This window comes from Caulobacter sp. BP25 (assembly GCF_002737755.1).
Classification (GTDB): domain Bacteria; phylum Pseudomonadota; class Alphaproteobacteria; order Caulobacterales; family Caulobacteraceae; genus Caulobacter.
Map to the genome: position 1 here is coordinate 423,344 of NZ_PEGH01000018.1, position 18,647 is coordinate 441,990.

General features: G+C 67.8%; 23 protein-coding genes. 17 read left to right on the forward strand and 6 right to left on the reverse strand.

Annotation, left to right across the window (positions count from 1 at the left end; genetic code table 11):
• Window positions 1–84 precede the first annotated feature (84 nt).
• Window positions 85–930: an aldose 1-epimerase gene (locus CSW59_RS15820; protein ID WP_099444941.1), complete on the forward strand. Its 846-nt coding sequence runs from the start codon at window positions 85–87 to the stop codon at window positions 928–930.
• Here CSW59_RS15820 and CSW59_RS15825 read toward each other — a convergent pair.
• A complete protein-coding gene (locus CSW59_RS15825; protein WP_099444942.1) occupies window positions 920–2,221 on the reverse strand; it encodes a lytic murein transglycosylase in 1,302 nt (433 codons plus the stop codon). The genes CSW59_RS15820 and CSW59_RS15825 overlap by 11 nt on opposite strands.
• A gap of 202 nt (window positions 2,222–2,423) precedes the next feature.
• On the opposite strand from CSW59_RS15825, the gene ykgO reads away from it, so the two are divergent.
• The 6 genes from ykgO to CSW59_RS15860 all read left to right on the forward strand — a co-directional run bounded on the left by ykgO (window position 2,424) and on the right by CSW59_RS15860 (window position 5,754).
• Window positions 2,424–2,549: a type B 50S ribosomal protein L36 gene (gene ykgO / locus CSW59_RS15830; protein ID WP_004616427.1), complete on the forward strand. Its 126-nt coding sequence runs from the start codon at window positions 2,424–2,426 to the stop codon at window positions 2,547–2,549.
• Window positions 2,549–3,169 (forward strand): HAD family phosphatase, encoded by a 621-nt coding sequence (locus tag CSW59_RS15835; protein WP_099444943.1) that lies wholly within the window; start codon window positions 2,549–2,551, stop codon window positions 3,167–3,169. The genes ykgO and CSW59_RS15835 overlap by 1 nt, the downstream gene beginning before the upstream one ends.
• A 70-nt stretch (window positions 3,170–3,239) precedes the next feature.
• The gene (locus CSW59_RS15840) at window positions 3,240–4,115 is read left to right on the forward strand and encodes an NAD(P)-dependent oxidoreductase (protein WP_099444944.1); all 876 of its coding nucleotides are present in this window, start codon (window positions 3,240–3,242) and stop codon (window positions 4,113–4,115) included.
• An 88-nt stretch (window positions 4,116–4,203) separates the two neighbouring features.
• A complete protein-coding gene (locus CSW59_RS15845; protein ID WP_099444945.1) occupies window positions 4,204–4,473 on the forward strand; it encodes a DUF2312 domain-containing protein in 270 nt (89 codons plus the stop codon).
• A 158-nt stretch (window positions 4,474–4,631) separates the two neighbouring features.
• Window positions 4,632–4,988, forward strand: a complete 357-nt coding sequence (locus CSW59_RS15855) for a hypothetical protein (RefSeq protein ID WP_099444946.1) — start codon at window positions 4,632–4,634, stop codon at window positions 4,986–4,988.
• A gap of 286 nt (window positions 4,989–5,274) precedes the next feature.
• The gene (locus CSW59_RS15860; RefSeq protein ID WP_099444947.1) at window positions 5,275–5,754 is read left to right on the forward strand and encodes a hypothetical protein; all 480 of its coding nucleotides are present in this window, start codon (window positions 5,275–5,277) and stop codon (window positions 5,752–5,754) included.
• Window positions 5,755–5,935: 181 nt separating this feature from the next.
• On the opposite strand, the gene CSW59_RS21920 is transcribed toward CSW59_RS15860, so the two are convergent.
• Window positions 5,936–6,022 carry a hypothetical protein gene (locus tag CSW59_RS21920; protein ID WP_369825789.1) on the reverse strand — a complete coding sequence of 29 codons (87 nt, stop codon included), beginning with the start codon at window positions 6,020–6,022 and terminating at the stop codon, window positions 5,936–5,938.
• Window positions 6,023–6,079: 57 nt separating this feature from the next.
• On the reverse strand, window positions 6,080–7,546 hold the full coding sequence (locus tag CSW59_RS15865) for a sigma-54 dependent transcriptional regulator (RefSeq protein WP_099444948.1): 1,467 nt from the start codon (window positions 7,544–7,546) through the stop codon (window positions 6,080–6,082).
• A gap of 220 nt (window positions 7,547–7,766) precedes the next feature.
• Here CSW59_RS15865 and CSW59_RS15870 point away from each other — a divergent pair, with 220 nt between their 5' ends.
• Both CSW59_RS15870 and CSW59_RS15875 read left to right on the forward strand, forming a co-directional pair.
• Window positions 7,767–9,560 carry a M3 family oligoendopeptidase gene (locus CSW59_RS15870; RefSeq protein ID WP_099444949.1) on the forward strand — a complete coding sequence of 598 codons (1,794 nt, stop codon included), beginning with the start codon at window positions 7,767–7,769 and terminating at the stop codon, window positions 9,558–9,560.
• Complete coding sequence (locus tag CSW59_RS15875) at window positions 9,560–10,915, forward strand: AarF/ABC1/UbiB kinase family protein (protein WP_099444950.1); 1,356 nt, start codon at window positions 9,560–9,562, stop codon at window positions 10,913–10,915. The genes CSW59_RS15870 and CSW59_RS15875 overlap by 1 nt, the downstream gene beginning before the upstream one ends.
• A gap of 1 nt (window position 10,916) precedes the next feature.
• Here the strand turns inward: CSW59_RS15875 and CSW59_RS15880 are convergent, their stop codons facing one another.
• Both CSW59_RS15880 and CSW59_RS15885 read right to left on the reverse strand, forming a co-directional pair.
• Window positions 10,917–11,528, reverse strand: a complete 612-nt coding sequence (locus CSW59_RS15880; RefSeq protein ID WP_099444951.1) for a hypothetical protein — start codon at window positions 11,526–11,528, stop codon at window positions 10,917–10,919.
• Window positions 11,518–12,033 carry an RNA polymerase sigma factor gene (locus tag CSW59_RS15885; RefSeq protein WP_099444952.1) on the reverse strand — a complete coding sequence of 172 codons (516 nt, stop codon included), beginning with the start codon at window positions 12,031–12,033 and terminating at the stop codon, window positions 11,518–11,520. The genes CSW59_RS15880 and CSW59_RS15885 overlap by 11 nt, the downstream gene beginning before the upstream one ends.
• A 93-nt stretch (window positions 12,034–12,126) precedes the next feature.
• On the opposite strand from CSW59_RS15885, the gene CSW59_RS15890 reads away from it, so the two are divergent.
• The 8 genes from CSW59_RS15890 (at window position 12,127) to CSW59_RS15925 (ending at window position 18,146) form a co-directional block, all read left to right on the forward strand.
• On the forward strand, window positions 12,127–12,600 hold the full coding sequence (locus CSW59_RS15890; protein WP_099444953.1) for a PaaI family thioesterase: 474 nt from the start codon (window positions 12,127–12,129) through the stop codon (window positions 12,598–12,600).
• 3 nt (window positions 12,601–12,603) lie between these two features.
• Complete coding sequence (locus CSW59_RS15895) at window positions 12,604–13,527, forward strand: alpha/beta fold hydrolase (protein ID WP_099444954.1); 924 nt, start codon at window positions 12,604–12,606, stop codon at window positions 13,525–13,527.
• Window positions 13,528–13,532: 5 nt separating this feature from the next.
• Window positions 13,533–14,513 carry a glycosyltransferase family 9 protein gene (locus tag CSW59_RS15900; RefSeq protein ID WP_099444955.1) on the forward strand — a complete coding sequence of 327 codons (981 nt, stop codon included), beginning with the start codon at window positions 13,533–13,535 and terminating at the stop codon, window positions 14,511–14,513.
• 81 nt (window positions 14,514–14,594) lie between these two features.
• Complete coding sequence (locus tag CSW59_RS15905; protein ID WP_099444956.1) at window positions 14,595–14,825, forward strand: aa3-type cytochrome c oxidase subunit IV; 231 nt, start codon at window positions 14,595–14,597, stop codon at window positions 14,823–14,825.
• Between the two features lie 118 nt (window positions 14,826–14,943).
• Window positions 14,944–16,086, forward strand: coding sequence for a Re/Si-specific NAD(P)(+) transhydrogenase subunit alpha (locus CSW59_RS15910; protein ID WP_201722821.1), 1,143 nt, complete (start codon window positions 14,944–14,946; stop codon window positions 16,084–16,086).
• Window positions 16,087–16,111: 25 nt separating this feature from the next.
• A complete protein-coding gene (locus CSW59_RS15915) occupies window positions 16,112–16,438 on the forward strand; it encodes a proton-translocating transhydrogenase family protein (protein ID WP_099444957.1) in 327 nt (108 codons plus the stop codon).
• Window positions 16,435–16,731: a hypothetical protein gene (locus CSW59_RS15920; protein ID WP_099444958.1), complete on the forward strand. Its 297-nt coding sequence runs from the start codon at window positions 16,435–16,437 to the stop codon at window positions 16,729–16,731. The genes CSW59_RS15915 and CSW59_RS15920 overlap by 4 nt, the downstream gene beginning before the upstream one ends.
• Window positions 16,728–18,146 carry an NAD(P)(+) transhydrogenase (Re/Si-specific) subunit beta gene (locus CSW59_RS15925; protein ID WP_099444959.1) on the forward strand — a complete coding sequence of 473 codons (1,419 nt, stop codon included), beginning with the start codon at window positions 16,728–16,730 and terminating at the stop codon, window positions 18,144–18,146. The genes CSW59_RS15920 and CSW59_RS15925 overlap by 4 nt, the downstream gene beginning before the upstream one ends.
• A 124-nt stretch (window positions 18,147–18,270) precedes the next feature.
• Here CSW59_RS15925 and CSW59_RS15930 read toward each other — a convergent pair whose 3' ends face one another.
• Window positions 18,271–18,618: a UrcA family protein gene (locus CSW59_RS15930; RefSeq protein WP_099444960.1), complete on the reverse strand. Its 348-nt coding sequence runs from the start codon at window positions 18,616–18,618 to the stop codon at window positions 18,271–18,273.
• Window positions 18,619–18,647 lie beyond the last annotated feature (29 nt).

Sequence of the window (18,647 nt, forward strand, 5' to 3'; positions counted from 1 at the left end):
GCGTGAACATCGCCGCGACCGCCAGGCTTGGCCCGATCGCCGAATGATCCTACCGATGCCGGGTTGTCTTCCGGGAGCCGCCGCATGAGCGCCATCGAACTGGGCCAGGCCCGCCTGACGTTCCTTCCTCAGGTGGGCGGCGCGGTGGCGAGCTTCACGGTGGGGGGGCGCGATGTGCTGCGCGCCGCGGCTAGCGACACCGTCGACGCCTTGGCTGCCGCCAGCTTCCCGCTGGTTCCGTTCTGCAACCGCATTCCTCATGGCCGGTTTGTTTTCGACGGGCGCGAAGTCGTGCTGCCGCCAAACCTCCCGGGCCACCCGCACGCCCTGCACGGTCAAGGCTGGCGCGCGGCTTGGGCTGTTGAACGCGCCGAGGACGGCGAGGCGCTGCTATCCTACGAGCACCCATCTGACGTGTGGCCCTGGGCCTATCGCGCCGAACAGCGCTTTGTCCTGAAGGAACGAGGCTTCCGTGCGGAGCTGACGGTCATCAATACCGGTGAGGCCGCGATGCCGGCTGGGCTGGGCTTCCATCCCTATTTTCCTCGCCGTCCGGGCGAGACGCTGACCGCCGCCAACGACGGGGTCTGGCTGATCGACACCGACGTTCTGCCGACGGTCCATCATCCGGGGCCTTGGGAGGCCGACTGGACCGCCGGCGCGCTGGTGGAGGGGCATGGGCTGATCGACCACTGCTACACGGGTTGGGACCAGCGGGCTGTCCTCCGCGCGCCCGGCCAGCCAGACACGGTGATCACGGCTTCGCCCGAGTGCCGCTGGCTTCACGTCTATGTTCCACCGGGCGCGGATTTCCTTTGCGTCGAGCCCTGCGCCAGCCGACCCAATCCCTTCGGCGATGGCGACACGGGCATGGTCGTTCTGCAGCCCGGCGAGCGCCGCTCGATCTGGATGGAGATCGCTACGGCGTGATGCCCGCCTGGGCTTTCAGGCGAGCGACGATGTCGCTGGAGAGGTAGCCGTCGGCGGGCAGTTGCTGGCTCTGTTGCCAGGCCCGCAGCGCTCTGCGGGTGCCCGCGCCGACCACGCCATCGGCGGGGCCGGGATTGAAGCCGACCCGGGCGAGAGCGATCTGGGCGGCCATGCGATCCGACAGCGACAGCGCCGTCTCCTGCGGCCAAGGCGTGACCAGCGGCTCGCCTCCGGCGAAGCGGTCGGCCAGAAGGCCGATGCCCAGGGCGTAGGAGGTCGAGTTGTTGTAGGTCCGGATGGCGAAGTGGTTCGGCAGGACCAGGAACGCGGGGCCTGTGGCGCCCGCGGGCAGGATCAGCCCTGCCGGCTGGGCCGCATCGGCGGCCGTCCAGGGCAGCCCGTCGGCGCGGCGTACGCCCTTGGCCTCCCACCATGCCGGAATCTCTCGAGGGCCCTCTGTCAGCGAATAGTCGAAGCTGGCCGGAAGGATCACCTCTCTGGCCCAGCCCACGCCAGGCTTCCAGCCGCCCTTCACCAAGAGATTGGCGGCCGAGGCTAGCGCGTCAGCGTCCGAGCCCCAGATGTCGCGCCGGCCGTCACCGTCAAAGTCGACCGCGGTGGCGCGGTAGCTTGACGGGAGGAACTGGGTCTGACCCATGGCCCCGGCCCAAGAGCCCTTCAGCTGCTCGCGGGTGTCCTCGCCTGACTCGATGATCTTCAGGGCGGCGATCAGTTCGCCCTCGGCCCAGGCGCGGCGGCGACCGTCATAGGCCAGGCTGGCCATCGAGCGGACGACGTCGAAATCGCCCTGCAGTTTGCCGAACGCCGATTCCATGGCCCAGACGGCCAGCAAGATGTCGCGCGGCACGCCATAGCGCGCCTCGATCTGAGGCAGGACCGCCAGTTGCTCGCGCTTGGCGCGGCCTATGGCGATGCGGTCGTCGCTGATCACCCCGGCGATATAGGCGCCCACGGGCTTGGAGAACTCCGGCTGCCGGCTGTCCAGGCTGATGACCCTGGGATTGGGGGTAACGCCAGAGAGTTCGCGGTCGAACACTTGCGGCGAGACACCGGCGGCGATGGCGCGGGGCCTGAAGTCCGACAGCCAACCGTCAAAGGCCAGGGTCTCGGCGTCAACGGGCGTCGGCTGAGCGACGACGGGCGGGGTCTGCGGCGTCTGGGATTGAGGCGCGGGCTTGGGCGCCGGCGCGGGCGTCATGGGCGGGTGCTTTGCGGTCTCCGCGCAACCGGCTAGGAGCAGAACAAGAAGAACGCGACGATCAAGAGCCATGCGGGGAAGCTACCGGCGTTCGGACGGTGGGTTCAATCACAAGCGCGCGGGGCGGGGTAAGTTCCCTCAAACGCGCGTCAGAGCCTTGGAGCGCATTGACTCAAGAGCCCGCCGCACTTATACGCACCGCCTCCGAAACACCCGGATGTTCCGGCCGCTCTCTTGGCGCGCCCGAACCTCTCCGCTGAGTACAGAGACGGTCATGAAGGTTCGCAGCTCGCTGAAGTCGCTGAAGGGTCGCCACCGCGACTGCAAGATGGTCCGCCGCAAGGGCGTCATCTACATCATCAACAAGACCGACCCGCGCTTCAAGGCCAAGCAGGGCTGATGACGGCTGCCGTGTCTCCCAGAGCCGTTCTCTGGGATGTGGGCAATGTCATCGTGCGCTGGGATCCCCGCGCACTCTACGCGAAGATTTTCAAGGAACCGGCCGATATCGACCGGTTCCTTTCGCATGTCTGCACTATTGACTGGCACGTCGCCCATGACCGGGGTGTCGGCTTCCCCGAGAACGCCGCCCCGCTGATCGCGCGCTTCCCTGAGCACGAAGCCGAGATCCGCGCCTGGGACGCGCGCTTCGACGAGATGCTCTCGGGGCCTATCTCTGAGACCGTCGCGGTGATCGAGGCCTTGGCCGTCCGCGACGTGCCGCAGTTCGCCCTGACCAACATGCCCCAAAGCAAATGGCCAGGCGTGCAGGCCATCTCGCCCGCCCACTTTGGCCTGTTCCGCGACGCGATCGTTTCGGGCGACGAAGGCGTTATCAAGCCCGACCGTCGAATCTACGAGATCGTGCTGGCGCGAACGGGGCTTGCCGCCAGCGACCTGCTGTTCATCGACGATAGCGCCGCCAACATCGCCGCCGCGGACGCCCTGGGCTTCCACACCCACCACTTCACCGACCCCTCGCGGCTGCGCGGTGCGGTCGAGGCGCACGGCCTGATCTGAAGAAGGCGTGGCGTGACGGCGTCAGGGCGCCTATCTGCGGGGCCTGTTGTCCCGATGCGGAGCCCTATCCATGAACGTCTCGATGATCGGCCTTGGCGCCATGGGCGCGGCGATGGCCCGCAACCTGTTGGCCAAGGGCGTGGCGGTGACGGTCTGGAACCGCTCGCGCGCGGTTGTCGACGAGCTGGCCGCCGAGGGCGCGATCCCCGCCGCCGACCTCGACGAAGCCTTCAAGGCCGACATCGTGCTGTCGATGCTGGCGCACGACCAGGCGATGAAGGACGTGTTGCTGGACAGCGGCGTTCTGACCCGCGCGGGCAAGGGCGTGGTCCACGTCAATCTCGCCACGATCTCGACCGTCTTGGCTGGCGAGCTGGCCGCGCTGCACGCTGAGCTGGGCATCGGCTATGTGGCCGCGCCGGTGTTCGGCCGCCCGCCCGTCGCCCAGGCTGGCGGGCTCAACGTTCTGGCCGCCGGGGCGTCGGACGCTGTCGCGGCCGCCATGCCCGTCCTGGAGCAACTGGCCGCCAAGGTCTGGCCCCTGGGCGAGGATCCGGTCCGCGCCAACGCCCTGAAGCTGGCCGGCAACTTCATGATCGTCTCGGCCATCGAGGCGATGGGCGAGGCCGTGGCGCTGGGCGAGGCCTATGGCGTTCCCGCGCCCGAGCTGCTGGACATGCTGAGCAGCACCCTGTTCGCCGCGCCGATCTACAAGATCTATGGCGGCATGATCGCCGAGCGCCGCTATAGCCCGCCCGGTTTCGCCGCCGAGCTGGGCCTCAAGGACGTGCGCCTCGTGCTGGACGCCGCCGAGGCCAAGGGGCTGTCGATGCCGCAGGCCGATCTCGCCGAGGCCAGCCTCGAGATGCTGCTGGACGGCGAGGGCAAGGGGCTTGACCTGGCGGCCCTGGCCGAGGTCGCGCGGGCCAGGTTGGAAGGAAGGTAGTGGACGGTCGCTGAATCGCGCTTCCCAGCGGCGCGGCTTCGAACTAGGTTCCGCGCCTCCGATTTCCAGCCTTTCCGCGAGACGCCCCATGGCCGACGACGCCATTCCCCACGCCGACGTCCTGAACTCCACCGCCCAGAACCAGCTGAAGTCGATCATCGAGCGCGTCGAGCGCCTCGAGGTCGAGAAGGCCGAGATCATGGAGCAGATCAAGGAGGTCTATAACGAGGCCAAGGGCAACGGCTTCGACGTCAAGGTGCTGAAGAAGGTGGTGCGCATCCGCAAGCAGGACCGCGCCAAGCGCCAGGAAGAGGACGCGATCCTCGACCTCTATCTGTCGGCCATCGGCGAGATCTAAAGCGACTTCATCCTCCCCCTAGCGGGGGAGGTGTCGACTCGAAGAGACGACGGAGGGGGAAGTGGCGAGTTCAGCAGGACTTCCCCCACCGGCCTTCGGCCACCTCCCCCGCTAGGGGGAGGATTTGCGCTCCGCGACGCGCGCGCTAGGCTGTTCGAATGCGCGCCAAGCCGCCCAATCCCAAGGAACAAGCCAAGCGGGCCGCGTTGAACGCGCTCAAGCGCGCCCGCCGAGCGGCCGAGAAGTCGGGCGTAGAGCTCTCCGAATGGGAGGGCGAGTTCCTGACCAGTGTCGCCCAGCGCGTCGAGACCTACGGCCGCGCCTTCGCCGATCCCGAAAAGGGCGCGCGCGGCCAGGCCCTGTCGGGCAATCAAGCCATCAAGCTCAAGGAAATCGCGGCCAAGGCCAAGGGCGATCAGGACCAAGACGCCAGGGGGCCTCGCAAGCCCATGCGCCGGGGCGGCGGCTTCGGGCGCGCCGTGAAACGTCAGGTCGCCCATCGCGACGACGATTGAAGGACGCGTTCGCCAAGCTTGAGCATGACCCGGATGGCGAGTGTCGGGTTTCCGGTCTCCACCTTGAATAATGTCTGGAAGGCTTGCCAAAAACCGCCGTTCGCCCCGTGGCGTTAAGGCCTTGGTAATCATACGCCTCGAAAATACAAACGATTGTAATGGTTTAAAGTCTTAATGGACGTAGGGTTCCGGGTCGTGTGCTCACGACGACCTGCCCTCGATGCGCACGGGTCCATGGACCCTGCTCGGCGCCGAGCGAACCCTGCCATTCGCTGGATTAGGGACGATGGCGACCACTTATCAGATGCTGATGCGCCGCAAGTCGGAGCTCGAAAACCGCATGGTCGAGGCGCAGCGACGCGCCCAGGCGCCGTTCGAAAGCGAGCTGCGCGCCATCGTGCTGGCCCTCGACGCCCTAAAGCAGGCCGGCATGGCCGAGCGCCTTGCGTCTGCGGAACCGGCCGCCTTCGCCGCGCCCCCGCCCAGCCGTCGTGGTCGTCGCGGCCGCACCACGCGCGACATGATCCTGATGGCCCTGGGCCAGTCGCCGGGGCTCAACGAGGCCGAGATCGCTCGCCAGCTGGACCATCGCTGGAGCCGCCCGGTCACGCCGACGGCCGTCGGGCGTGAACTGGAAGCCATGGCGGCGGAAGGTCTGACGCGCCGCTCGGGCCCCGGCTGGATCCGCCTGGACCTGACCCACGCTGACACCGCCCGCGCCGAGGCGGACGACGAAGAGCGCATCAGCGTGGCGGCGGGGCTGTAGGGCCTTTCTGCGTCCTGAATAAACCTCACGTCATTCCCGCCCTTGTGGCGGGAACCTCTCTGTCCGTCGCAGGGGCGGGAGGGGCGGACTGCTGAGCAGTCCGCTTGCGTCTCACTGTCAGCTGAACCAGGGGTTCCCGCCACAAGGCCGGGAATGACGGTGGTGGGTGAGCGCCAGAGCCCTACCGCGGCGGCAGTTTCCCCGCCGGACGGGCCGGCTTCAGCAAGCTCTTCAGCCGCTGTTCCCGCGAAACGGGGCGGAACATCATCAGCGGCGCGGGCGCGCGGCCTTGCGGCGTGTGTTCGGTGTCGGTGGGACGCATGGCTCAGCCGGCTTCCTTCAGGTCGACGTCGATGCCCTGCTCGCGGACCTTGCGATAAAGGGTCGAGCGGCCGATGCCCAGGCGGCGGGCCACCTCGCTCATATGGCCGGCATAGACGTCGATGGCGTGCTGGATCAGGTCGCGCTCGATCTCTTCGAGGGTCCGCAGGTGGCCGCGATCATCGAGGATACGCACCGGCGCCTCGGCCGCCGGGGCGGCCATGGCGGCGTGAGCGGCCTGCAGCATGGCGGCGGCGGTCGGCGGCGGGGTCGGGGCGGCGGCCTCGAGCGGCGCGGCCTGGCCCGAGATGGCCGGGAAATCATAGGGCTGCAGATAGGGCGCGTCGGCCAGGACGATGGCCCGATAGACCGCGTTCTCCAGCTGCCGAACGTTGCCGGGCCAATCGAAGGCGGTCAGCAGTTGTAGCGTCTCGGGCGCGGCGCCGATGACGCGCTTGCCTTCCTCGACGTTGAAGCGGCGGATGAAGGCCTCGACCAGGGCCGGGATGTCCTCGCGGCGTTCGCGCAGGGACGGGGCCTCGATCGGGAAGACGTTCAGGCGGTAGTAGAGGTCTTCGCGGAAGCGGCCGGCCGAGACGGCCTGTGCCAGGTCACGGTTGGTGGCCGAGACGATGCGGACGTCGACCTTGAGCGAGCGCTTGGAGCCGATCGGGTCGATCTCGCCTTCCTGCAGAGCGCGCAGCAGCTTGACCTGCACGTCCAGCGGCAGCTCGCCGACCTCGTCCAGGAACAGCGTGCCGCCGTCGGCTTCCTTGAACTTGCCCAGGTGCTTGTCGGTGGCGCCGGTGAAGCTGCCCTTTTCGTGGCCGAACAGGATCGACTCGACGAGGTTTTCGGGGATGGCGCCGCAGTTGACGGCCACGAACGGCTTACCGGCGCGATCGGACGAGCCGTGCACCGCGCGGGCGATCAGCTCCTTGCCGACGCCGCTTTCGCCGGTGATCAGGACGGGGATGGCGCTCTTGGCCGCGCGCTCGCCCATGCGCTTGACCAGGCTCATGGCCGGCGAGGCGCCGATCAGGTCCGAAAAGGTGGTCTTGCCGACCGCGCGCTTGGTCAGGCGCTCGACCTCGCCCTTCAGGTCGCCCATCGACAGGACGTTGCGGATCGAGACGGTGATGCGTTCCGGGCTGGCCGGCTTGATGAAGAAGTCGCTGGCCCCGGCCTGCATGGCCTTGACCACGGTGTCGACGCCGCCGCTGGCGGTCAGGACGATGACGGGTTGAGAAAAGCCGCGAGCGCGCATCTCGGCCAGGGCGTCCTGGCCCGATAGGCCGGGCATGACGAGATCCAGCAGCACGACGTCGGCCGGCGCGCCCGAGGTCAGGTGCGCGATCGCCGCGTCGCCGCTGTCGGCGTGCGAGACCGCGAAGCCGTCGCGCTCGAGCACCGCCTGGATCAATCGACGTTGGGTCGGGTCGTCATCGACGACCAGCACCGTCTTGGTCATTGGGCACATCCACCAGAACCGGCCACGCCCACATGGAGCGAGGCTCTTGTTGGTTCAGAGTGATACACTCACGGGGTAAACACCGGCTTTCGCAGAGGTGTCGCGAACCTTAAGGTTTAGGCTTAACAGGGTCTTACGCGGGGAGCGGGTGGAGGCCGACGGCGCCATGTCCGACGTGACGCATTGCGTCAGCGGGGGGCGGAGGCCTATCTGCTGAGCCATGAACGCCCCCTTCAAGCCCGCCGCCCCGCCCGAATGGAACCTGGCCGACCTCTATGTCGGTCGCGACGACCCCCGGATCGAGACCGACCTGGCCGCCGCCAAAGCCGCCAATGACGAACTGGCCTCGCTAGAGGGGATGTTCCTGGAGGCCCGCAAGGAGCCCCAGCGCCTGGGCGTGCTGTTGGATCGCGGGATCACGCTCTATGAGCAGGCGACCAACGGCCTGTGGGGCGTTGGCGCCTATGCCGCCCTCGCGGCGTCCGTCGCGCGGGACGATCCGGCCTGGGCCAAGTTCGAGGCGGATCTGCGGGCCCGCTCTTCTCAGATCGCCGCCGAGAGCCTGTTCTTCACGCTGGAGCTGAACCAGCTGGAGGACGGCGAGATCGCCAAGGCGCTCGAAGCGCATCCGGAGGCCGCCCGCTGGGCGCCGTGGCTGCGCCGCGTGCGCCTGTCGCGGCCGCACGAGCTGTCGCCAGAGCTGGAGCGCTTCATCGTCGACAAGGCTCCGGCCGTCGCCAACTGGGTCCGCCTGTGGGACGAGACCCTGGCTAAACTCACGGCGAATGTCGGCGACGAAAGCCTGACCTTGGCCGAGGCGCTGAACCGCCTGTCCGACCCCGACGTCGCGCGCCGCAAGGCCGCCGCCGACGGTTTGGCCAAGGCCCTGGAAGAGCGCGCCTCGACCCAGGCCCTGGCGCTGAACACCCTAGCCTTCGAAAAGCAGGTCGAGGACCGCTGGCGGCGCTACGAGACGCCCGCCCAGTCGCGCCACCTGGCCAACGAGGTCGATGGCGACGCGGTCGACGCCCTGGAGCAGGCGGTGGTCGAGGCCTATCCGCGACTGTCGCACCGCTACTACGCGCTGAAGGCCAAGGTCATGGGCGTCAAGACGCTGGACTACTGGGACCGCAACGCGCCGCTCACCGCCGCCGCCCCGCGCGCCTACGCCTGGGACGAGGCCAAGGGCATGGTGCTGGAAAGCTTCCAGGACCTGGCGCCCAAGTTTGCCGACGCCGCCCAGGTGTTCTTCGACAAGCCGTGGATCGACGCCCTGCCGCGTCCCGGCAAGCAGTCGGGCGCCTATGCTCATCCGGTGACGGCCGACCGCCATCCGTTCGTGTTCATGAACTATATGGGCGAGCGGCGGGACGTGCTGACCCTGGCCCACGAACTGGGCCACGCCGTCCACCAGACCCTATGCCAGCCGCTGGGCACCCTGCTGGCCGACACGCCACTGACCCTGGCCGAGACGGCCTCGATCTTCGGCGAGGGCCTGGTCTTTGACCGCCTGCTGGCCGAGGCCTCGCCCGAAGACCGCAAGGGTCTCTTGGCCGGCAAGATCGAGGATGGCCTCAACACCGTGGTCCGCCAGATCGCCTTCCACCGCTTCGAGCGCCGCTTCCACGAGGCGCGGGCCGACGGCGAGCTGTCGCCCGACCAGATCGGCGCCCTGTGGCTGGACGTGATGGGCGAGAGCCTCGGACCCGCTGTGACGCTGAACGAGGGCTATGAGCACTACTGGGCCTATGTCAGCCACTTCTGCCACGCGCCGTTCTATGTCTACGCCTACGCGTTCGGGGATTTGCTGGTGCGCGGCCTGATGGAGAAGCGCCGCGAGGACCCGGCCGCCTTCGCGCCGCTCTATGAGGAGCTGCTCGCCGCGGGGGGCACGCGTACCTATGTAGAGGCCCTGAAGCCGTTCGGCCTGAACCCTCGCGACAAGGCGTTCTGGGCCGCTGGCTGCGCCCAGCTGGAACGGCTGGTCGATGAATTCGAGGCTTTGGTGACCTGATGGCCGATGACATCCGCGACCCCGAACGCGATCGGCTCTCCGGCCGTCTCTCGCGCTTCGCCAAGGTGGGCGCGGGGTTGTCGGGCGCGGCCGTCTCGTACGGCGCCAATCGGATGTTCGGCGGCGACGAGGCCGACGCCCGCAACGCCAAGGCGCTGAAGGCGGCGCTGGGCGGCCTGAAGGGCCCGCTGATGAAGGCGGCGCAGATGTTCGCCACCGTGCCGGACCTCTTGCCGCCCGAGTTCGCCAAGGAGCTGGCCGAGCTGCAGACCAACGCGCCGGCCATGGGCTGGCCGTTCGTGCGCCGGCGGATGGCGGCCGAGCTTGGCGCCGACTGGCAGACGAAGTTCGCCAGCTTCGAGCACGAGGCCGCCGCGGCCGCCTCGCTGGGGCAGGTGCACCGCGCCACGAACCACGACGGTCGGTCCCTGGCCGTGAAGCTGCAATATCCGGACATGCAGAGCGCGGTCGAAAGCGACCTTGGCCAGCTGCGCGCCCTGATCAACCTCTTCAAGCGCATGGACGGTTCGATCGACCCGTCCGAGATGATCGTCGAGATCGGCGACCGCCTGCGCGAGGAGCTCGACTACGGCCGCGAGGCCAAGCTGATGGCCCTCTACGGGAACTTCTTCGCCGGCCGCGAGGCGATCCGCACGCCAACGCCCGTTCCGGAGTTATCCACAGGGCGCCTGCTGTCGATGACCTGGCTGGACGGGCAGGGGCTCATGGCGTTCAAGACCGCGCCGCAAGAGGTCCGCGACCATATCGCGGCCCTGCTGTTCGAGGCCTGGTGGAGCCCGATGACGCAACTGGGCGTCATCCACGGCGATCCGCACCTGGGGAACTACACCTTCGCCGGCGAAGGGGCGTCGCACCTGAACCTGCTGGACTTCGGCTGCATCCGCATCTTCCCGCCGAAGTTCGTGGCCGGGGTGGTGCGGCTCTATCGGGCGCTGTCCAACGACGACCGCGCCGAGCAGGTCGAGGCCTATCGCACCTGGGGCTTTACGGGGCTGACCGACGAGCTCGTGGACACCCTGAACGTCTGGGCCCGCTTCATCTATGGCCCGCTGCTGGACGACCGCGTCCGCACCGTCGCCGACGACGTCCCGCCCGGCGAGTACGGCCGCCGCGAGGCCTTCAAGGTGCGTCAGGCCCTGAAGGCGGTCGGCGGCATCACTATCCCTCGCGAGTTCGTGTTCATGGACCGCGCCGCCATCGGCCTGGGCGCGGCCTTCCTGCACCTGGGCGCCAGCCACAACTGGCGGCGGATGTTCGAGGCCTCGCTGGAAGGCTTCTCCGAAGAGGCCGTGGCCGAACGGCAGGCCACGGCGCTGGCGTCGGCAGGGCTTTGACTCAGGCTTCGTACTCCCGCAACAGCCCTTCCAGCCGACGCTGTTCGGGCCTGGTGACCCAGAAATAGCGACCCAGGTTCCAGATCACGCTGGAGGTCAGGGCCAGCCCGAAAACCATCAGCATCTGCCAGGCGTCGCGATCGGAGACCTTGCCGACCTCGTGCAGCTGGCCGACGCTGAACAGCATCGGAACCAGGAAGACCGGCAGCAACAACAGGAAGGACCTCATGTTGCTCCGCGTCCGTTCATTGGCCGCGAGCATGGCTTTGAGCGTGTCGCGCATCGGCGAGTCCTGGGGCCAATCCTGGGGCGAGCGCCGATGGCGCCGGACAACTCCGTTGATCAGAACCGCCGCCAGCATCAGCCAGCAGACGCCTAGCATCACCAGCGCCGCCCATTCCCGACCGGGGTCCATGCGACCCTCGAGGATGGTTCGCGCGGCGATCCCAGAGAAGATCGTCATCGCGGTCGCGGGGACGATGAACATCAGGATCTCGCCCCGGCGGCGGGCCTTCAGCGTCTTCATGAATTCCTCCATCAGATAGGTCTGGGCATGGGCTTCCGGCGTGTTGACCGGGGCGCGCCAAGCGGCTTCTAGGCGTTCAAACTCCATGATCGGCCTCCTCCACGAGGCTGGAGACGCGCTGTCGGATGCGTGTCAGGCGGGCTCCGACATTGGTCTCGGAAAGGCCGTGCAGCCGGGCGATCTGGGCGTAGCTCAGGCCGTCCAGGGACAGCAGGATCAGCGAGCGCTCGACGGGCGGCAGTTGGCGGATCGCCGTGTAGAGTCGCTCCAGAAGGCTGGCTTCGGGTTCGGCCCGATCCCGCTCCGCGCGCCACATCATCTCGGCCTCGACGGCCTCTCGCCGGTGGCGGCGGCGCGTCTCGCCGCGCTTCCAGGTGAGGGCGGTATTGTGGGCCACGCGATAGACGAAGGTGGTTTCCGCGCTCCGCGCCTGAAAGCGTGGGCGGGCGCTCCAGACGGCCAGCATCAGCTCCTGCATCAGGTCGTACTGATCTTCCGGGGACGCGAACGCGCGGGCGATCCGGCGCAGCGTCGCCAGGTGCGGCGCCAGCCAGTCCGCGAACGCCCTGTCTCGATCCTGTCCCGCGTCCATGGTCCGCCCCGTGTTCGAGAAGGTTAGATGCCGGCCGGAGGCTCGTCCTTACGGAAGGCTTCCCTTTTTTCAAACGCTTGTTAGCCTGCCCCTATGTCCGATGATCTGACAGACGCCCAGACTGCGGCGATCCCCGAGGGCTTTTCCCAGCTGAACTGGTCTCGCGGTTTTGGCCGGCAGATCGGGCCGTTGTTCGAGCAACGCGAAGGGCCAGGCGAGGCGCGGTTGGCCTTCCGGGTCGAGGAGCATCACACCAACGGCTTGGGCAACTGCCATGGCGGCATGCTGATGAGCTTCGCCGACATGGCCTGGGGCCGGATCATCTCGCTGCAGAAGTCCTACAGCTGGGTCACGGTGCGGCTCATGTGCGACTTCCTGTCGGGCGCCAAGCTGGGTGACTGGGTGGAGGGCGAGGGCGAGCTGATCGCCGAGGAGGACCTGGTCTTCACCGTACGCGGCCGCATCTGGTGCGGCGATCGGACCTTGATCACCGGCACGGGGATCTTCAAGGCGCTGAGCCCGCGCAAGCCGCGTCCGGGCGAGCTGGCCTACAAGGAAGAGGCGTAAGCGATGGCCGACGATCAGGCCGCGCCCGCCTCGCTGCTCGCGCCGTTCCATGGAAAGACCCCGCCCGCGCCGGCCTGGTTCGACGCGGCCATCGCTCAGGCTCCGGAACGATCGACGATTTCGGTCGAGGGCGCCGATATCGAGCTGCTGACGTGGGGCGAGGTCGGCAAACCGGGCTTGCTGTTCCTGCACGGCAACGGCGCCCATGCCGACTGGTGGAGCTTCATCGCGCCGTTTTTCGCGAAAGACTGGCGGGTGGCGGCGATCTCTTGGTCGGGCATGGGCGGCAGCGGCTGGCGCGAGGCCTACAGCGCCGAGCTGTTCGCGTCCGAGATCTTCGCGGCGATCGAAGCGGCCGGCCTGGAGGCGGGCGGGGTCAAGCCGATCGTGGTCGGCCACTCGTTCGGCGGCTTCCCGACCCTCTACTGCGCCGCGCATCATCCGGAACGCCTGCGCGGGGCGATCATGGTCGACAGCAGCATCCAGCCGCCGCACAAGCGCTGGAAGGGGCCTCCGCCGCGCTCGGGGCAGGGCATGCGCGCCTATCCGACCCTGGAGGAGGCGCTGACGCGGTTCCGCCTGGCGCCGCCTCAGCCCTGCGAGACCCTCTACATCGCCGACTTCATCGCCCGCCGCTCGCTGAAACAGGTCGAGGACGGCTGGACCTGGAAGTTCGATCCCGACCTCTGGCACAATTTCCGCATGCCCGATCTTGGGGCGCTGTTGCCGCAGATCGCCTGTCCGGCCGCCTTGATGTGGGGCGAGCGCTCGAACCTGATGCATGCCGAGACCTTGGACTATATGCTCGCGCAAATGCCCAAGGACGTGCTGCTCTTGCCCATTCCCGACGCCGACCACCATGTGATGATCGACCAGCCCCTGGCCTTCGTGGCCGGGCTTCGCGGACTGCTGGCGGCCTGGGCCTGACGGCCATGACCGGTCCTGTTCTCGTGTACGCGCCCGATCGTGGGATCGGCGATCTGATGTGGCACCTGCCGACCATCCGCGCGATCGCGGCGACGACGCCGGAGGGGCGGGTGGTGTTGGTCGCCCGGCCCTCCAGCCGCGCGGCCGAGGTTCTGAAAGTCGAGCCGTCAGTCGCGCGCGTGCTGTACGCGCCGCACTACAAGGACAAGTTCAAGGGCGTCCGCGAAACGCTCGACTTCTTCCGTCTGTGCAAGGCCGAGGCGCCGCGCGCGGTCTGGGTCCTGGAAAAGATCGACCGCCCCGCCATCGCCGCCTTCCTGGCCGGCGTGCCCGAGCGGCGCGGCTTTGGCCTGGGGCACGGCCAGGAGCGGTTCCTGAACAGAGGGCCTTTCCTGCCCAAGGCCATGCGGCCCGCGCATCGGATTGACAAGCTGGCGGCCTTCGAGAAGGTCCACGGCCTAGTCGTGGAAAGCCGCGAGCCCGCGCTGAGGCTTGATCCCGAGGCTGTGGCGGCGGTGAAGGCGCGCTACGCTGATCGCCCCGGCCCGTGGCTATGCTTGGGGATCGGCGCCAGCGAGCCGGCGCGCACCTGGCCTGCCGAGCGTTTCGCGCAGACCGCAGCGCGCCTGTCGGACCTGTTCGGAACCGTGTTCTGGGTCGGCGGTCCGCACGAGGCGGAGATCGCCAAGGCGGCGATTAGAGACCTGCCGAACAACATCGTCGCCTGCGACCTGCCGCTCGACCAGTCGGCGGCCCTGATCGCGCTTTCGGCCGGGTTCCTGGGTAACGATTCAGGGGCGCTGAACGTCGCGGCCGCCGTTGGGACGCCGTGCGTGGGCCTGATGGGCACAGCGCCCGTGCCGGCCTATTCGCGCTGGCTCTCGCGCCTCGACGGCGGGGGAGGACGAATCGGCGACATCACCGTCGATCAGGCTGCCGAAGCCGTTCGCGCGCGCTTCCTTGCCGAAGGCTGGGCTGAGGGCTGAGGCAATTCGAACGCTTGAGCCCTGGTCGCCCGCGTTGTATCGGGCGAAGGCGCAATTTCTTTCTTCCACTGAGGACGACACATGGCCGGCGACTATCACCGTGGTGAAATGGACATCTCTGAGCAAGCAGCCACCTACGACGCCTTCGGTAAGATGACGAAGTGGGGCTCGCTGGCTGTCGCGGTCCTGCTGCTGTTCATCACCCTACTGTTCTGTACGTCGGCGGGTTTCGTTGGTAGCGCTATCGCCTCGGTCCTGCTGCTGGCGCTGGGTATTGTTCTGCTTCGCGAAAAGCCCGCTCCGGCCCACTGACACCGGTAGACATCGGCATATTTTTTCCCTGACGCGCACGTCATGCCTCGACAAGAGGCAAGACTATCCCCTACAGAGCGCCTCATCCTGATGGGGAAAACAGCGCTCTGGGAGGGGTATGCCGATGGCCGTCATCGCCGTCACAAAAGAAACCCGCGCGAACGAGACGCGGGTCGCGGCCACGCCTGAAACCGTCAAGAAGCTCGGCGCGGCCGGCTTCTCGGTGGTCGTCCAGGCGGGCGCCGGGACGGCCGCGTCCTATCCGGACGCCGACTACGAGGCGGCGGGCGCCAAGATCGCCAAGACCGCCAAGGACGCGATCAAGGACGCCGACGTCCTGTTCAAGGTCCGCGCGCCGGAAGCCGCCGAGATCGCGGCCCTCAAGAGCGGCGCGATCGTCGCCGCCGCGCTCAATCCCTACCAGGACAAGGAGACGCTGGACGCCCTGGCCAAGGCCGGCGCGACCGCGATCGCCATGGAGTTCATCCCGCGCATCACCCGCGCCCAGGTGATGGACATGCTCTCTTCGCAGGCCAACCTCGCCGGCTATCGCGCCGTGATCGAGGGCGCGGAAGCCTATGGCAAGGCCCTGCCGATGATGATGACCGCCGCCGGCACCGTCGCCGCGGCCAAGGTGTTCATCATGGGCGTGGGCGTCGCTGGCCTGCAGGCCATCGCCACGGCTCGTCGCCTGGGCGCGGTCGTGACCGCCACCGACGTGCGTCCCGCCACCAAGGAGCAGGTCGAGTCGCTGGGCGCCAAGTTCCTGGCCGTCGAGGATGAAGAGTTCAAGAACGCCCAGACCGCCGGCGGCTACGCCAAGGAGATGTCCAAGGAATACCAGGCCAAGCAGGCCGAGCTGGTTTCCAGCCACATCGCCAAGCAGGACATCGTCATCACCACGGCCCTGATCCCCGGTCGTCCGGCCCCCAAGCTGGTCAGCGCCGCCCAGGTCGCCTCGATGCGCGCCGGCTCGATCCTGGTCGACCTGGCTATCGAGCAGGGCGGCAATGTCGAGGGCGCCAAGCTGAACGAGACCGTCGTCACCGCCAACGGCGCCAAGATCCTCGGCCATGCCAACCTGCCGGGCCGCATCGCCACCGACGCCAGCGCGCTCTACGCTCGCAACCTGGTGGCCCTCTCGACCCTGTTCACGACGAAGGAGGGCGCCTTCGCCCCCAACTTCGAGGATGAAATCCTGCAGGCCGCCGTCGTCACCCGTGGCGGCGCCATCGTCCATCCGAACCTGAAGACCGCCTAACCTCAGAATCGAAAGGGAGGCTCCCATGGAAGCCGTCGACCCCACCGTGTTCCGTCTGGCGATCTTCGTGCTCGCCATCTTCGTTGGCTACTACGTCGTCTGGAGCGTGACGCCCGCGCTGCACACGCCGCTGATGGCCGTGACCAACGCTATCTCGTCGGTGATCATCGTCGGCGCGCTGCTCGCGGCCGCCGCCCACGGCGGCGCGGGCGAGGCCGCCACCGGCTCGGTCTGGATCTCCAAGGGGGCCGGCGCCGTCGCCGCGGCCTTCGCGGCGGTCAACATCTTCGGCGGCTTCCTGGTCACCAACCGGATGCTCGCCATGTACAAGAAGAAGGAAAAGGCCAAGTGAGCGGGCCTGCCATCCTGACCCTGGCGGCCCTGATCCTTCTGATCCTGGCCGTCGGCGTCTCGATCGTGCTGCCCAAGAAGAAGCCCGCCGGCAACGGCGCGGCTCTCGCGCCAGCCTTCGTCCTGATCGCCTTGGGGTCCAGCGCCAACGCCGTGGGCCTTCAGGCCGGGACCAGCGGCGCGGCCGATATCCTTCGCTGGCTCTCGCCCTTCGCCGTTGGCATGGGCGTGACTTTGCTGCTCGCCAATCTGCGCGCCGATAAGGCGCCGCCGTCCGGGGGGACTTCCGAATGAACGCCAATCTCGCCGCCATTCTCTACATCGTCTCGGGGGTGCTTTTCATCCTCGCGCTGCGGGGCCTTTCCAGCCCTGTGACCAGCCAGACGGGCAACCGTAATGGTATGATCGGCATGGCCATCGCCGTCGGCACCACCCTGGCCACCCTGTGGAGCCAAGGGGCGCTGGACGTCGTGACCCTGGGCCTGATCCTGGGCGGCGTCGCCGTCGGGGGCGCGGTCGGGGCTATCATCGCCCGTAAGGTCGCCATGACCTCGATGCCGCAGCTGGTTGCCGCCTTCCACAGCCTGGTCGGCATGGCCGCCTGCCTGGTGGCCGTGGCCGCCATCTACACGCCCGCCGCCTACGGCATCGTGGGCGAGGACGGCGCCATCCACGGGGGCAGCCTGATCGAGCTGTCGCTGGGTCTGGCCATCGGCGCCATCACCTTCACCGGTTCGGTCATCGCTTTCGCCAAGCTGAACGGCAACATGGGCGGCGCGCCGATCCTGCTGCCGGCCCGCCATCTGCTGAACATCGTGATCGCTGCGGCCATCGTCGGTTTGATCGTGGTGCTGGTGGTTAGCGGCGGTTCGGCCATCTGGGCCTTCTGGGGCATCTTCGCGCTCAGCCTTCTGATCGGCGTCACCCTGATCATCCCGATCGGCGGCGCGGACATGCCCGTCGTGGTGTCGATGCTGAACAGCTATTCCGGCTGGGCGGCTGCGGCGCTGGGCTTCACGCTCGAAAACACCACCCTGATCATCACCGGCGCTCTGGTCGGCTCGTCGGGCGCGATCCTGTCCTACATCATGTGCAAGGGCATGAACCGCTCGTTCGTCTCGGTGATCCTGGGCGGCTTCGGCGCCGACGCGGCGGCGGCTGGTCCGGGCGGTAAGGTCGAGACCCGTCCCGTCAAGCAGGGCTCGGCCGACGATGCGGCCTTCATCATGAAGAACGCCTCCAAGGTGATCATCGTCCCGGGCTACGGCATGGCCGTGTCCCAGGCCCAGCACGCCCTGCGTGAAATGGCCGACAAGCTGAAGGAGGAAGGCGTCGAGGTGAAGTACGCCATCCACCCCGTCGCCGGCCGCATGCCGGGCCACATGAACGTGCTGCTGGCCGAGGCCAACGTCCCCTATGACGAGGTTTTCGAGTTGGAGGACATCAACAGCGAGTTCTCGACGGCCGACGTGGCCTTCGTGATCGGCGCCAACGACGTCACCAACCCGGCGGCCAAGACCGACCCGACCAGCGCCATCTTCGGCATGCCAATCCTGGACGTCGAAAAGGCCCGCACCGTTCTCTTCGTCAAGCGCGGCATGTCCTCGGGCTATGCCGGCGTGGAGAACGAGCTGTTCTTCAAGGACAACACGATGATGCTGTTTGCCGACGCCAAGAAGATGGTCGAAGGCATCGTGAAGGGCCTCTAAGGGTCTCGTCTGTCCATCAAACGCGAAAGGCCCCGGCGTCGCCGCCGGGGCCTTTTTCGTATCCCGATCACGCGAGGGGCGCGGCCTCAGGGCCTGCCCTCGCGTTTGAGCGGTTGGATTACGATCACTTCGTGGCGACCTCGACGGTCTTGGCTTGGCTGGCGCGGGCCAGGGCTTGGCGCTGGGCTTGGGGCAGCTGGCTTTGGGCTTCACGGTGCGCGTTGGCGACGCAGGCGCGGACGGGCAGGCTCAATTGGCCCTGGCGCATCATCGAGCGGCACAGGTCCTGACCGGCGGTTTCGACGCGAGCCTTGAAAATCTTGGCGTGCGCCGGATTGGCCAGGTTCAGGTCGCCATAGGCGATGCGAGCGGTCGGCTCGGCGGCGTTGGCGGCCTGCGTCAGGCCCAGGATCGGAACGGCCGCCAGGCTCAGGCTGGCGACGGTGGTCAGGCTCATGATGAACTTGCGCATTTTAAGTATCCCTCTGAATGGCGCTGTTT